Annotated in this window: 13 protein-coding genes; 6 read left to right on the top strand and 7 right to left on the bottom strand. The window is 72.8% G+C overall.

Annotated features, from left to right (window positions below):
• Positions 1-129 precede the first annotated feature (129 nt).
• The 3 genes from ABZ860_RS22380 to ABZ860_RS22370 form a co-directional block, all read right to left on the bottom strand.
• Entirely contained in the window at positions 130-1,599 is a 1,470-nt protein-coding gene (locus ABZ860_RS22380; protein ID WP_357223077.1) for a glycoside hydrolase family 3 protein, read from the bottom strand.
• Entirely contained in the window at positions 1,596-2,615 is a 1,020-nt protein-coding gene (locus tag ABZ860_RS22375) for a BadF/BadG/BcrA/BcrD ATPase family protein (protein WP_357223074.1), read from the bottom strand. Before ABZ860_RS22375 ends, ABZ860_RS22380 begins: the two co-directional genes overlap by 4 nt.
• An 85-nt stretch (positions 2,616-2,700) precedes the next feature.
• Positions 2,701-2,925 carry a hypothetical protein gene (locus ABZ860_RS22370; RefSeq protein WP_030509920.1) on the bottom strand — a complete coding sequence of 75 codons (225 nt, stop codon included), beginning with the start codon at positions 2,923-2,925 and terminating at the stop codon, positions 2,701-2,703.
• Positions 2,926-3,282: 357 nt separating this feature from the next.
• Here ABZ860_RS22370 and ABZ860_RS22365 point away from each other — a divergent pair, with 357 nt between their 5' ends.
• Positions 3,283-3,906: a hypothetical protein gene (locus ABZ860_RS22365; RefSeq protein WP_357223071.1), complete on the top strand. Its 624-nt coding sequence runs from the start codon at positions 3,283-3,285 to the stop codon at positions 3,904-3,906.
• Between the two features lie 167 nt (positions 3,907-4,073).
• Here the strand turns inward: ABZ860_RS22365 and ABZ860_RS22360 are convergent, their stop codons facing one another.
• A complete protein-coding gene (locus ABZ860_RS22360; RefSeq protein WP_357223067.1) occupies positions 4,074-4,727 on the bottom strand; it encodes a PadR family transcriptional regulator in 654 nt (217 codons plus the stop codon).
• Positions 4,728-4,879: 152 nt separating this feature from the next.
• Here ABZ860_RS22360 and ABZ860_RS22355 point away from each other — a divergent pair, with 152 nt between their 5' ends.
• The 5 genes from ABZ860_RS22355 to ABZ860_RS22335 all read left to right on the top strand — a co-directional run bounded on the left by ABZ860_RS22355 (position 4,880) and on the right by ABZ860_RS22335 (position 9,372).
• Positions 4,880-5,752, top strand: a complete 873-nt coding sequence (locus tag ABZ860_RS22355; RefSeq protein ID WP_357223064.1) for an alpha/beta hydrolase — start codon at positions 4,880-4,882, stop codon at positions 5,750-5,752.
• Positions 5,753-5,915: 163 nt separating this feature from the next.
• A complete protein-coding gene (locus ABZ860_RS22350; RefSeq protein WP_357223061.1) occupies positions 5,916-6,485 on the top strand; it encodes an MFS transporter in 570 nt (189 codons plus the stop codon).
• Positions 6,486-6,699: 214 nt separating this feature from the next.
• The gene (locus ABZ860_RS22345) at positions 6,700-7,266 is read left to right on the top strand and encodes a copper chaperone PCu(A)C (RefSeq protein WP_357223058.1); all 567 of its coding nucleotides are present in this window, start codon (positions 6,700-6,702) and stop codon (positions 7,264-7,266) included.
• Entirely contained in the window at positions 7,259-8,473 is a 1,215-nt protein-coding gene (locus ABZ860_RS22340) for a Dyp-type peroxidase (RefSeq protein WP_357223055.1), read from the top strand. Before ABZ860_RS22345 ends, ABZ860_RS22340 begins: the two co-directional genes overlap by 8 nt.
• A 134-nt stretch (positions 8,474-8,607) precedes the next feature.
• Positions 8,608-9,372 (top strand): glucose 1-dehydrogenase, encoded by a 765-nt coding sequence (locus tag ABZ860_RS22335; protein WP_357223052.1) that lies wholly within the window; start codon positions 8,608-8,610, stop codon positions 9,370-9,372.
• An 88-nt stretch (positions 9,373-9,460) separates the two neighbouring features.
• Here the strand turns inward: ABZ860_RS22335 and ABZ860_RS22330 are convergent, their stop codons facing one another.
• The 3 genes from ABZ860_RS22330 to ABZ860_RS22320 form a co-directional block, all read right to left on the bottom strand.
• On the bottom strand, positions 9,461-10,195 hold the full coding sequence (locus tag ABZ860_RS22330; protein WP_357223049.1) for a YcnI family protein: 735 nt from the start codon (positions 10,193-10,195) through the stop codon (positions 9,461-9,463).
• A 123-nt stretch (positions 10,196-10,318) separates the two neighbouring features.
• Complete coding sequence (locus tag ABZ860_RS22325; protein ID WP_357223046.1) at positions 10,319-10,909, bottom strand: MFS transporter; 591 nt, start codon at positions 10,907-10,909, stop codon at positions 10,319-10,321.
• Positions 10,910-11,100: 191 nt separating this feature from the next.
• The gene (locus ABZ860_RS22320; RefSeq protein ID WP_357223043.1) at positions 11,101-12,846 is read right to left on the bottom strand and encodes a lectin; all 1,746 of its coding nucleotides are present in this window, start codon (positions 12,844-12,846) and stop codon (positions 11,101-11,103) included.
• Positions 12,847-13,208: the final 362 nt, after the last annotated feature.

The raw sequence follows: 13,208 nt of genomic DNA, 5'->3' as shown, positions 1-13,208 counted from the left end.
TTGCCTGGACAATACGGGCGCTCTCGCGATGCCGTCAATTTTTTCCACGGGCAGACGCGGTGATGGAGTTAATTTTTACCCGAGCCCACTACCTGGGAAGACGTCCCGCTTGAGGGATCTTCGGACTGATCAGACGGCGCCGGTGAGCCAGCGCGCCGCCGCCCGCGCGGAGGCCGTGGAGTTGCCGTGGGTGGCGAGGTACAGCCGCCCGGCGGGCGGCCCCGGCACACCCGTCTCGACCACGACCGCGTCCGGGCGGGCCCGCAGCGCGTCGTCGAGGAGCCGCCGCATCCAGGCGTGTCGTCCGGCGTCGTGAACGGCGATCACGAGCGGGCGCCCGGCCTCGCTCAGATCCGGCAGGCGCCCGTCGTCGTCCACCTCGGCCGTCACCGTCCCGGGCAATATCTCCTCGATCGCCCGGCCGAGCTTCAGCGGGGTCGCGCGGCCGACGGCCTGGCTGGGCCTCGCCGCCAGGTGCACTACAAGCGGCGCCTTCGTCAGCGGCGCCGCCTGCTCCGCCGGGATCGCGCGCAGGGCGGCCGTCGCCGCCGCCAGGCCGAGGCCCTCGTCGGCGTCGCGGGCCACCGCGGCCCTGGCCCCGGCCTGCGCGTCGTACCACGCGGCCAGGTCCCGCACCCGGCCCGCCGCCTCGGCCAGGCGCTCCTCCGCCAGCCGTCCCTCGCGAACCGCGCCGGTGATCGCGTCGCGCAGCGCGTAGACGCTCTCCCCTCTGGCCGAGGACACTCCGACGCAGATCGCGTCGGCCCCGGCCGCCAGCGCGCGGACCGCGATCTCGCCCGGCTCGTGCAGGGCGGCGACCGCGCGCATCTCGATCGCGTCGGTCACCACGAGCCCGTCGAACCCCAGCTCCTCGCGCAGCAGGCCGGTCAGCACCGCCCGGCTCAGCGTCGCCGGAAGCGCGTCGACGGCGGGGACGAGCAGGTGACCGCACATCACGGCGCGCACCCCGGCCGCGATGGCGGCCCGGAACGGCGGCAGGTCGCGCCGTTCTATCACCTCACGAGAGGCCCGTACGGCGGGCAGCGCCAGGTGGGAGTCGGTCACCGTGTCCCCGTGGCCGGGGAAGTGCTTGGCGCAGGCGGCCACCCCCGCGCTCTGCAGTCCCTCGATCCAGGCGGCGCCGTGGCGGCCGACCTCCTCGGGGTCGGAGCCGAAGGAACGCACGCCGATGACGGGGTTGCGGGGATCGGCGTTGACGTCCACCACAGGGGCGTAGTCGAGGGTGACGCCGGCGGCGGCGACCATCCGGCCGATCTGCCGCGCCACCCGGCGGGTCAGCGACTCGTCGCCCGCCACGCCCAGCGCCAGGTTGCCCGGCCATGAGCTGCCGGTGGCGGCCTCCAGCCGGGTGACGGCGCCGCCCTCCTCGTCGATGGCGACGACCACGTCCGGCCGTTCCCGGCGCAGCTCGGCGACCAGGGCGGCCGTCCCGTCGAGACCGGCGACGTTGCGGGCGAACAGGACCACGCCGCCCAGGCCCTCCGCGAGCGCCCGCCGCAGCCACGCGGGCGGGTCTGTGCCCTCGAAACCGGGCTGGAGCACGGCCAACGCCATCCGGTCCAGCTCGCCGCCGATCATGCGACCTCCTGCCCGATCAGCACGCGGTGGGCTTCGGCGGCACGCGGGTCGCCGGGCAGGACGGCCCGCACCGCGAGCGCGGCGGCGCCCGCCGCGTTGTCCCTGGCGGGCACCAGCACGGCCCGCCTGCCCAGCTCGGCCCGGACCAGATGGGCGAGCTCGGTCGGCTCGGTCAGCAGCGACCCCGCGAGCACCAGCGGCCCTGCGCCTACCTGGTCCAGGCCGCCCTCCGCCTGGGCTCCCCATCGCCGGGCGCCCTCCCCCACGACGACCCGTGCCGTACGGCACAGCCTGCGGGCCGCCTCCGCGACGATGCCGCGCGCCACCTCGTCGCCCTCGCGGGCGGCGGCGTCCACCACGGGCGCGAGCGTGCCCAGCCAGGCGGGCCCCGCCTCGGCGACCCGCGCGTAGACGGCCGCGACCAGAGCCTGGGTGAGCGCGGGCCCGTCGTCCTCGCCGGCCGCCCCCGCTCCCAGCACGGCCTCGGCCACCCGGGCGACCAGCACCGTGGGCGCGCCCCTGCCGTCGATCGCGTTCAGCGCCGCGGCGGCGGCCCGGCGGCCCAGCCACACGCCCGACCCCTCGTCGCCCAGCAGCCAGCCGAGGCCGTCGGCCCGCCGTACGATGCGGCGGTCGCGGATGCGGGCGCCGATCGCGCCGGTGCCGGCCACCAGGACCGCACCGTCCGGCTGATCGGTGGCGCCGGTGAAGGCGACGAGCACGTCGGCGACCACCGCCGGGCGCCCCGCGAGCCCGGCCTCCCGCCAGGCCCGCTCCGCGGGCTCCGCGGCGCGGGCGGCTCCGGCCAGGCCGAACACGCCGCCGGCGACCCGCGCGGGGTCGAGGCCCTCCAGCGCGCCGAGCAGCGCGGCGCGCAGGTTGGCGGCCGGGTCGGGGACCGAGATCGCGTTGGCGCCGCCGGCCCGTCCCCGCCCGGCGATCTCGCCCGACTCGGTGACCACGACGCAGCGCGTGCTGGTGCCTCCCCCGTCCACGCCGACGAACAGAGCCCCCACGGCCGCTCCTTTGTAGATACCTTCCATCAACCTATAAGGCGACGGAAATCTTCTACAACGGCCGCCGGCCGGACGGGATGCCCGATTATTTCTTGCTGTCGGTGAGATCGACGAGCGCGGTGGCCGCCCGGAAGAACTTGTTGCGGCCGAGATCCCCGACGGTCTTGATGTGGAAGGCCTTCTTCAGCAGCTCCGCGTCCTCCGCGCTCACCCCGGCCAGCGCGTCCACCGGCGCCTTGATGATCTCGTCCAGGGTCTTGTCCTCGTACTCGCGGTCGAGCAGCTTCGCCAGGTCCGCCGATACAGCCATGGTTCCCCCCATCGAACACGCCCCCGATACCTCTTGAAGTGCCCAAACGGCCCATTTCCTATGCCGCTCGCACGACCTGCCCGGGCACGCCGGGCGGCGGAGGCCTGCGGCTGCCCCGGCCGGACCGGGAGCGGCGCGCCGGGCACCTCGGCCCGGGTGGTCAACAGCCGGCCTGAGTCCGGGTGGACGCGGCGCCGGTCGCCGGTAAGCTCCGCCGGGCACGCGACGGGCACGCGAGCGCCTGATCTCCTGGCTTCTCGGGCTTCCTGCTACTCCATCTGGCAGAACCGGTCGGTCGATCGCGGCTCTTCGTGGAGCGGAAAAGGCCGACGATCCAAACAGGTCTAACCTGTCGGCGTGGGCACCGACATCTACGGCTACATCGAGGCTCGCCATCCGTCCGCCGACGAGGACTGGTACGACTGGGATGCATGGGCGGTGTCCATGCCCCTCTACCCGCTCTATGACGGCCGCGACTATGACTCGTTCGGCTGCCTCTTCGGTGTTCGTAACCGGCTCGGCTGGACCCCGCTCGCGGCCGGCCGTGGCCTCCCCGCCGACGCGTCGAAACCTGTCCGTACCGACTATGAGGACTCCGTCCGGGTCGACGCCGCCATACGTGGCTGTACCTGGGTTACCTGGGCGGAGCTGCGTGATCTGGATATGACTGTGCGTCCCGCCGCTCGGGGGGTGCTTGATGTTCAGCCACGACATGGCTCCTCGATCAGCCGGTATCGGGTCGATGACCAGTGGCCCGAGGTTGTCGTGGAGGAGTACGGCATGCCGCCGTTGGGCGCCTCGCCCGTCGAGGCTCCGATGGGTCGCTGGGACGTTTCCGGAGCGACGCTCGAGTATCGCTTCGTGACGCGAGAGGACGCACTGGGACCCGGCACCGGATGGGAACACGTCTTCGAGGTGATGCAGGCATTGGCGAGGCGGTTCGGGCCCGAAGGCGTGCGCTTGGTCGTCTGGTTCGACTGACGGCGCTGCGAGGGTCGAACGCCTCTTTACCCCGGCTGATGGCACGGCGATCAGCCCTTCACGTGGGTTTTCATGCCTCTCATCAACCCGCCAAGCCGCCCGGTCGGATCGGCGAGGGGCTGCGAGGTCCGCAGGCTCGGGTGGCGCCTTGAACGGGCCGGCCTGTTTCAGCCGTGGGTACAGCGATGGAACGACAGGCCGGCCTTCGGCGAGGGGCGCGCCGGCCAGGTGCGGCCTTCGAAGAATTCGCGCCACTCCCTAACGTGATCCGGCTGACGGAGCGAGTCGACGAGCCGGGAGACGAATTGGTGCTCGGCCTCCAGGATCGCGAGATGGTACTCGTCGTCGGCCAGGAACACCCAGGAGACGCCTGCACCGGCGGCGGCCTCTACAGCCGACCGGATCTCCTCGATCTCGCTCGCCAGCGCCCGCAGCCTGCGGTCGAGCAGGCCGGCCGCCTCGTCTGGAGGTAGGACGCTGATCAGCGACAGCGCCACACCGAAGTGCGGGTACTCGCGCCGCGGCTCGGCGACCAGCTCACGCAGCCAGTTCCGCATCTCGTCACGACCTTCATCAGTGATCGCGTAAACGGTGCGCTCGGGCCGCCCGCCGTCGCGCACCGTGTCCTGTTCGGCGACGAAGCCGACCTTGGCGAGCTGCTTGATCACCATGTAGAGCGAGCCGTGGTTGTACCTGATGCTGCGGTCCTTGTCTGTTTCCCGCAGCCGCTTGCCCAGCTCGTAGGGGTGCATCGGCGCTGTGGACAGGAACGCCAGTACCGCCAGCGCCAGCGGGTTCGACACCTTGCGTTGCTTCTCCATCACGCCTCCCAGTCACTTACGACTATACCGTATCAAATAGTTGACACTGACTAAACGGCTTTTTATAGTCAGGATCAACTATTCGCGATACCCCGACGTGGTCGAGGTCCGGCCCCGACGGGCGCGCCCAAGAAGATCGGAGAATCCAGCCGATGAACGCCAGCATCTGCACCGAGCTGTCGGTGACCTCCAAGGACGGCACGACGATCGGTTACCGCCGGCTCGGCCAGGGCCCCGGCATCGTCGTCGTCCACGGAGCCATGTCGTCCGGCTACCACCACCTGCAGCTCGCCGAGGCGCTGTCCGGCGACTTCACCGTCCACCTCATGGACCGGCGCGGCCGGGGCCTCAGCGGCCCCTACCGGGACGACCACGACATCCGGTGCGACGTGGAGGATCTGGCCGCGGTACTCACCGCGACCGGCGCCCGCAGCGTCTTCGCTGTCAGCGCCGGAGCGCTCATCGCGCTGCAGGCGGCGCTGACGCTGCCCGGCATCGACCAGCTCGCCCTCTACGAGCCGTTACTGTTCCCCGACCGGGCGACCGGCGCGAAGGTGATGGCCCGCTATGACCGGGAGCTGGCGCAGGGAAAGGTGGCGTCGGCGCTCGCCACGGCCATGAAGGGCGCCCAGCTCGGGCCCGCGTTCCTGAACGCCATGCCGCACTGGCTCCTGACCGCCATGACGAAGGGCATGACGAGCCGGACGCCCGAAGGCGATTACCCATCCTTCGCCGAACTGGCCGCCGCCCTGCACCACGAGGGCCACATGATCAGCGAGATGAGCGACGGCCCACACGCCTTCAGTGACATCCGCGCGAGCGTGCTGCTGATCGGGGGGAGCAACAGCTCCGCGCTCCTGAAGAACGCTCTCGCTCGTGTGGCGCAGGCCTTACCCGGCGCCCGGCGGGTCGAGCTGCCGGGCCTCGACCACTCCTCCAGCTGGAACGAGGAACTGCGCGGCTGCCCCGAACCCGTGGCACGCATCCTCGCCGAGTTCTTCCGCGCCTCTGCACCCGACCGATGACCGGGCCCACCCCTGTGGCCGATCGACCGACGCGGGGCGGAGGGCACCCTGTGGTGCAGGGGGACACCGGCGCGCGACGCATGCCCCTCATGCCGATCACATTCCGACGCGTCCCGGAACGGGGACCGGGCACCCGGCGTGCGATATTGGCTGTGCCATGCCGGTGACATCGCCTCTCCGCCTCGCCCGAGCCGCCGCCTTCACCGCGGTGTGCCTCGGCCTGGGCGTGGTGGCGCACCTGTTCAGCGGCGGCGCGGTCGCTCCCGGCGCGCTGGCGCTGGGCCTGCCGGCGGTGTTCGCCGCCGCGCTGCCCCTGTCCGGCGGGGAACGGACGCTGCGCGCGATCCTGCCCCTGCTCGCGGCCCTGCAGGTCGGGTTGCACGTGCTGTTCGCCCTGTCGTCCCCGTCCCCGTCGCCGTCCGCCTGGCATGCCCTCGCCGGGCACGTCATGGCGGGACACGCGCATGCCGGGCCGGGCTTCGGAATGCTGCTCGGCCACGGCTGGGCGGTGGTGCTGACGGCGCTGTGGCTGGCCAGGGGCGAGGCCGCCCTGTGGGCGCTGCTGCGGCGGCTCGCCGTACGGCTCACGCGGATCGCGGCCGACCCGGCGCCGCCGGTGTTCACGCCGCCGGCGTCGCCGCACCCGGACGAGCCGCGCCTGCCGCGCTCCGTCGCGCCGCGTCACTGCGTCACCCGGCGCGGCCCGCCGAGCCTTCTCCAGCCGTCCGCCTGAGACGGCCCTCCTCACCCGCTCCCGGCCGCGTACGGCCCGGGGGCTGTCAGTGATCTTTTCCGGCGGAGCATGCCCGCGCGCCTGCCCCGGTCCTCGGCCGTGGCCGTCGGCCACGCCGCGCGGCCCCGCATCCGGGGACCGCCCGCAGGGCCTGCCGCGCGTGCCCGGGAACGCCGCCCGCATGCCCCGCCGGACGACCGAGAGAAGGCTTTGCATGACCATCACGACCGTCACCCGCGTGCTCCCGGCGGCGCTGGCCGCGCTCCTGACCGCCGCGGCCTGTGCCGCGCCGTCCGGCACCGCGGCCGGCACCGCGACTGGCACTGCGGCCGGCACCGTCTCGCCGGCCGCGACGCAGACCCCCGCCTCCGCGGCCGCCACGGCCGCCGCCCCGCTGTCGATCGAGGACCCGTGGGTGAAGACGGCCCGCTCCGGGATGAGCGCCGTCTTCGCCACACTCGTCAACACCACCGGCGAGGCGGTGACCGTCGTCGCGGCGAGCACTCCCGTCTCCCCTTCGGTGGAGCTGCACGAGGTCGTCGGAGACGGCGGCACCATGACCATGCGCCGCAAGCAGGGCGGGTTCGTGATCCCCGCCGGCGGCCGGCACGTGCTCCAGCCGGGCGGCGACCACATCATGCTCATGGACGTGCGCACGGCCGTCGAGCCCGGTGCGGAGGTGCCCTTCACGCTCACCCTGAAGGACGGCAGGACCGTGTCGTTCACCGCGGTGGCCAAGGAGTTCGCCGGCGCCAACGAGTCCTACGCCCCTCATGAGTGAGCGCGGATACCCGGCGGGACGGCGGCTGACCCGGCGCGGCCTGCTCGCGGGAGGGGCCGTCGCCGCCGCGGCGGCGGCCTGCGCCCCGGCGTCGGCCGTACCGGACCCGGCGGGGCGCGCATCGGCCGGGCCGGCGCCCCTTCCCGGGGGCGACGCCGTCGAACCCTTCCACGGCCTCCACCAGGCGGGGATCGCCACGGCTCCGCAGACGTTCGCGGTGTTCGCCGGGTTCGACCTGCGGCCGGGGACCGGCCGCGCGGCGCTCGCGCGCCTGATGCGGCTGCTCACCGACGACGCGCGGCGGCTCACCCGGGGCGAGCCCGCCCTCGCCGACACCGACGCCGAGCTGGCGCTGCTGCCCGCGCGGCTCACCGTCACCTTCGGGTTCGGCGCCGGCCTGTTCGAGGCGGCGGGGGCCGGACGGCTCGCGCCACGGCCGCTGCCGGCGTTCAAGGTCGACGCCCTCCAGCCCCGCTGGAGCGGCGGCGACCTGCTGGTGCAGGTGTGCGCGGACGACCGCGTCACGCTGGCGCACGCGCTGCGCGTGCTCGTCAGGGACGCCCGCTCCTTCGCGACCGTACGGTGGACGCAGCACGGATTCCGGCAGAGTCCGCAGGTGCGCGCGCCGGGGACGACCCAGCGCAACCTGATGGGCCAGCTCGACGGCACCGTCAACCCCCGGCCGGGGTCGGCGGACTTCGAGCGGGCCGTGTGGGTGCGCGACGGGTGGCTGCGCGGCGGCACCACGCTGGTGCTCCGCCGCATCCGGATGGACCTGGAGAAGTGGGACGCCGCGGACCGGGCGGCCAAGGAGTTCAGCGTCGGGCGGCGGCTGGACACCGGTGCGCCGCTGACCGGCCGGGCCGAGACCGACGAGCCCGACTTCGCCGCGCTCGGCCCGTCGGGCCTGCCGGTGATCTCCGAGTACGCGCACATCCGCCGGGCCAGGGTGGCCGACCCGGGAATGCGGATCCTGCGCCGGGCCTACAACTACGAGGACGGCCTCAGCTCCGAGGGACGGCCGGACGCCGGCCTGTTGTTCGCGTCGTACCAGGCCGACGTGGCACGGCAGTTCGTCCCGATCCAGCAGCGGCTCGCGGAGGTCGACCTGCTGAACCAGTGGATCACCCCCATCGGGTCGGCCGTCTTCGCCGTACCGCCGGGCTGTTCCCCGGACGGCTGGATCGGGGAGACCCTCCTGTCCTGACCGCCGTACCTCCTGGCGGCCGCGGTCCAGATCCCATGACGGCGTCCGGGCCGCGGCCCGCCTGCCGGGTTCGCCCGCCGCATAACCCACGGCTGTCGATCGTTACCAGGCGTACGTTCGATGACCGAGGAGTCGTGGAAGCCGTGGAGGGCGCAGTGGGAGTGTTGAAGGGCAAGACCGCCGTCGTGACGGGAGGGTCTCGCGGTATCGGCCGTGCGATCGTGGAGCGCCTGGCCCGCGACGGCGCTGCCGTCGTCTTCAACTACGCGCGCAGCAACGCCGCCGCCGCCGAGGTCGTGCGTGCGGTCGAAGAGGCTGGCGGCAGCGCCCGTGGCGTCCGGGCGGACCTCGCCGAGCCCCGGGCCGTGGAGCGGTTGATGGCCGTCGCGGACGAGGAGTTCGGCGGGCTGGACATCCTGGTGAACAACGCCGCGATGAACTTCGCTCCGGCTCCCATCGCCGGGACCGAGGACGAGCTCTTCGATCGCGTCATGAACGTCAACGTCAAGTCCGCGTTCTCGGCTGTCCGTCATGCGGCCAGGCATATGCGCGACGACGGGCGCATCGTCAACATCTCCACGATGAACACCGTTCGCCCTGCGCCGGGCATCGCTCCGTATCTGATGAGCAAGGGCGCTCTTGAGCAGTTGACGGCTGCGGCCGCCCGGGAGCTCGGGACACGCGGCATCACCGTGAACACGGTGTCGCCGGGTGCGACGGACACCGACCTGCTGCGCGGCGCCAATTCGGCCGACGCCCTGCGGATGATCGTCGCGATGACCCCGCTCGGCCGGCTGGGGCGGCCGAGCGATGTGGCCGACGTGGTGGCGTTTCTGGCCGGTCCGGACGGCCGCTGGATCACCGGTCAGAACATCCGCGCCACCGGAGGCGTGGCCTGAACCGGCGTCGGTTGCCGTCGCACGCCGGAAGAGGGAGCCCCTTCCGGGCCGTGTGACCCGGAAGAGGCTCCCGATAGGGCAGGGCGGCTCAGCCGCGCGAGCGGCGCAGGGCGGTGATGCCCGCCCCGGCCCCGACCAGGCCGGCGACGAGGCCGAGGCCGCCGAGCACCAGGGCCGGGGTGGTGTTCCCGCCCTCGTCATCGTCGTCGTCGCTCGCCGCGGCGGCCACCGTGGGGGCGGCGCCCGGCGAGGCGGGGGCGGCGCCGTGCTGGTCGTCCTCCCCTTCCTCTGCGGCGACCAGCTTCAGCGTCGGCGCGGGGTGTTCGGGCTCGGACCCGTCGGCCTTCGGCGCGTCCGCCCACTTGACGACTTCGTCGTTGGAGTAGGTCTGCACGGTGGGGAACGTGAGCGCGTCCACGTTCTTCGGCAGCGGGCCGACCGACGCCTCGAACTCCTGGAACTGGCCGGACTCGATCTTCCCGCCGGTCCAGGTGATCTTCAGTACCGACTCGGTGATCGTGTCGCCGTCGTCCGAGACGACGGGCTTGGGCAGCTTGCCGCGGGTGAGCTTGACGTCCCACCCGGGGACCGGGCGGACCGAGACGAACGGCAGCGGGTGGTCGGTCGGGAACTCGACCTCCACCTTGGTGGTCGAGGCGTTGTCGCGCTCGTTCGGGACCCGGAAGGCGATCTTCGTCCAGGAGCCCTGCACGGCGGTGCCGGGGTTGACGGTGACGTGGGCCAGGGCGGGCACGGCGAGACCGACGGTGAGGGCGAGGGCGCCGGCGGCGACGGTGGCCGCACGACGGACGTACGAGGTCATGGGGGTTCTCCAGTCGTCTGCGAGATTACGAAGGCGCGCGAGCATGGCCCTGTGGGGAAGCAGCCGATCCGATGGAGGACGAGCATGGTCCCAAGGGAGATACGCGCCGCTCGCGCGTGAAGCTCAGAGGACGGGGAGAACCGGCGGCCCGCGACGGACGACCGCGTGCCGCAGCACGCCCGCCGTGCGCGGGGCGTGCTCGGAGTCCGGCACCGCGCGCCCGCGCGGATGTCCGGTGCCGGTGAGATCGGCCCCCCACAGCGCCAGCAGCGCACGCACCAGCACGGCCACCGCCCGCAGGCAGCGGACCGCCCCGGCGCCGATCGCGCGCAGCACGGACCACAGGGCCTCCTCGCCGCGCGACAGCCACAGTCCGGTGAGCAGCGCCGCGGTGAGGTGGGCGGTGAGCATGCCGGTCTGCGCGCTCAAACCACCGTGCCAGGTGGGGTGCGACGCCGCGGCGGACCCCGTGACGTCGAGGAGGCAGTGCAGGAACACCTGGGCGCCGGCCAGCAGACCGGCGATCGCCTGGGGCGACCGTTCCCGGCCCGCCGCGACGGCCGCGCCGGCCGTCACCGCGAGCACGCCCGTGAGGAGCGCGGCGGGCGTCGGCCCGCCTCCGCCGGCGAACCGGTGCGCGCCGACGGCGAGGAGCACGCAGACGGCGGAGAAGGCGGCCGACCGCGCGAGCCTGAAGGAGAGCGTGGCGCGCATGACGCCGGGATTGTCTCACACACTGGCGATCTCGACTGGTCCGTCGCCGATCTTCAGCGCTCGTCATGGCGCACCGGCCAGGGGAAGGGCCGCGCCGCGGCCTGCGGCTGCCTGCACGGCCTTCGCCGGGACGGGCGCGGCCTTCGCCGGGGCGGATCGTGCCGTCCCGGCGAAGGGCGTGCGCGGAGAGGTCAGACGCGGGTCCAGCGCTGGTTGGCCTGGCCGTTGCAGGTCCAGATGACGACCTTGGTGCCGTTGGCGGTGCCGTTGTTGTAGGCGTCCAGGCACTTGTTCGCGCCTACGGCGGTGATGCTCCCGTCGGAGTTGAGGCGCCACTTCTGGTTGTTCTGGCCGTTGCAGTCCCAGATGATCACGCTGGTGCCGTCGGCCGTGGCGCCGCCGTTCACATCCAGGCACTTGTTGCCGTAGACCCTCAGCTCACCCGAGGCGGTCGGCGTCCACTGCTGGTTGGCCTGGCCGTTGCAGTCCCAGATCTGCGCCTGGGCGCCGTTGGCCTGTGACGCCCCGCTGACGTCCAGGCACCGGCCCGACCCCACGCCCTTGATCGCACTCGCGGTGCCGGAGGTGGGCGACGGGCTGGCGGACGGAGTGGCGCCACTCCCTGTGACGGTGAGCAGGACCGCCTCGCGGGCGGGCACGGTCACGGTGTAGCCGCCGTCGAACGTCCCGGCGTCGGTCCCCGTCCACAGGTTCCGTACGGCCGCCGGCCCGGTGAGGCCGAGGTCGGACCAGCGGGCGGTGATGGCGGCGGGCGAGGTGGTCCGGTTGAGCAGGAGCACCGCGCGCCGCCCGGTGCCCGACAACACCTTGGAATACACCTGGCGGCCGCTCTGGTCCTCGGCCACCTTCACCCCCTGCCGTCCGAGGGGGTCCTGGTCGACGGCCAGCACCTCCCGGTTGGTGAGGATCGCCCTGGTCTCGGCGCTCATCGTGGCGAGGTTGTTCCCGGCCAGCAGCGGCGCCCCCGAGATCGCCCACAGGCCCATGTGCGTACGGTTCTGCGCGGCGGAGAAGCCGTTCATCCCGACGACGAGCATGTCGGGGTCGTTGTAGTGCCCCGGGCTCTGGGCGGCGGGATGCTGGGCGGAGTCGAAGTTGGCCAGCACCCGGTCCATCGACGCGGTCTGCCCCCAGTAGATGATGTCGCCGCTGGTCCGCCACATGGTGGACATGCTCGGCGCCCAGTCCCAGGGGTTCTGGACCCCCCAGTTGCACACCGACAGCACCATCGGCCGCCCGGTCTGCGCCGTGGCCCTGTCGATCGCGTCGCTGATCGCCTGGTAGGCGGTGCGAGGGTTGAGGCCCTCGGCGCTACCCCCGCACCAGTCGACCTTCACGAAGTCGAAGCCCCACCGGGAGAACTGCAGGAAGTCCTGGTCGTAGTGGCCCTCGCTGCCGGTGTTCGGCGCGGCCGGACGGCCGGTCGGGTAGTAGTAGCCGCACCCGTTCCGACCGGCGTCGGTGTAGATGCCGGCCTTCAGGCCCTTGCTGTGGATGTAGTCGGCGATGGCCTTCATCCCGCCCGGCCACTCCGCCGTGTCGACCGTGATGTTGCCGGACGCGTCACGCGTTCCCTGCCACCAGCCCTCGTCGATGTTGACGTACTCGTAGCCGGCGTCCTTCATCCCCGAGGACACCATCGCGTCCGCCTGCGCCTTGATCACGTTGTAGTTGATCTGGGCGGCGAAGGTGTTCCAGGACGCCCAGCCCATCGGCGGAGTCGTCACCGCCGCAACGGCCGCCGCGGCGGCGACCGGTCTCGTCGCGGCCGCGGCGTCGTCCGCGACCGCCCAGCCCGCCGGCACCATCGTCGCGATCGCGAGGTGGACGGCGGCGACCAGCCGCCGGACGCGGGGCGTACGCCTGCTCGCGGTGTGCCCTGGGGGCCGTCGCCGGCCAGGCATGCACAATCGCATTCGTTTCTCCTTCTGGTAGGGGCCCTCGACAGGTGCGGGCACGGCCGATCTCCGGGCCACCGCCGATCCCTGCCGCTCCTCGCCGACCCCGGCAGGAAGAAGCCGAACGCGAGACTGAGTGTCGAAACCACCGTGAGATCTGTCAAGGCCGTCGGACGAATCGGTTCGCTCAGGCCCCTTCCCATCGCATGGCCCCCGGGCGTCCGGCGAATCCGCACCTCACCCCGCACGCCCCGGCCGGTGAAACTTTCAACAGGGTCCGTCACCGAGGAGGAGTGTGAGCGCCCGGACGACGCAATCCAGGAGGCAGCCCTGACCCCGGCTCTTGACAGTGCTCGCGGCGTCGTATTTGCTCCGCTGCA

The sequence above is a fragment of the Microbispora sp. NPDC046973 genome (assembly GCF_040644495.1).
GTDB lineage: Bacteria > Actinomycetota > Actinomycetes > Streptosporangiales > Streptosporangiaceae > Microbispora.
The sequence above is the reverse complement of the archived record's forward strand: the minus strand, read 5'-3'. Positions and strand labels throughout refer to the sequence as shown.

Coding starts and splice junctions, on each gene's coding strand:
- ABZ860_RS22380 (WP_357223077.1), bottom strand. CDS start 1,599: ATGATCGGCGGCGAGCTGGACCGGATGGCGTTGGCCGTGCTCCAGCCC.
- ABZ860_RS22370 (WP_030509920.1), bottom strand. CDS start 2,925: ATGGCTGTATCGGCGGACCTGGCGAAGCTGCTCGACCGCGAGTACGAG.
- ABZ860_RS22360 (WP_357223067.1), bottom strand. CDS start 4,727: ATGGAGAAGCAACGCAAGGTGTCGAACCCGCTGGCGCTGGCGGTACTG.
- ABZ860_RS22355 (WP_357223064.1), top strand. CDS start 4,880: ATGAACGCCAGCATCTGCACCGAGCTGTCGGTGACCTCCAAGGACGGC.
- ABZ860_RS22345 (WP_357223058.1), top strand. CDS start 6,700: ATGACCATCACGACCGTCACCCGCGTGCTCCCGGCGGCGCTGGCCGCG.
- ABZ860_RS22340 (WP_357223055.1), top strand. CDS start 7,259: ATGAGTGAGCGCGGATACCCGGCGGGACGGCGGCTGACCCGGCGCGGC.
- ABZ860_RS22330 (WP_357223049.1), bottom strand. CDS start 10,195: ATGACCTCGTACGTCCGTCGTGCGGCCACCGTCGCCGCCGGCGCCCTC.
- ABZ860_RS22325 (WP_357223046.1), bottom strand. CDS start 10,909: ATGCGCGCCACGCTCTCCTTCAGGCTCGCGCGGTCGGCCGCCTTCTCC.
- ABZ860_RS22320 (WP_357223043.1), bottom strand. CDS start 12,846: ATGCGATTGTGCATGCCTGGCCGGCGACGGCCCCCAGGGCACACCGCG.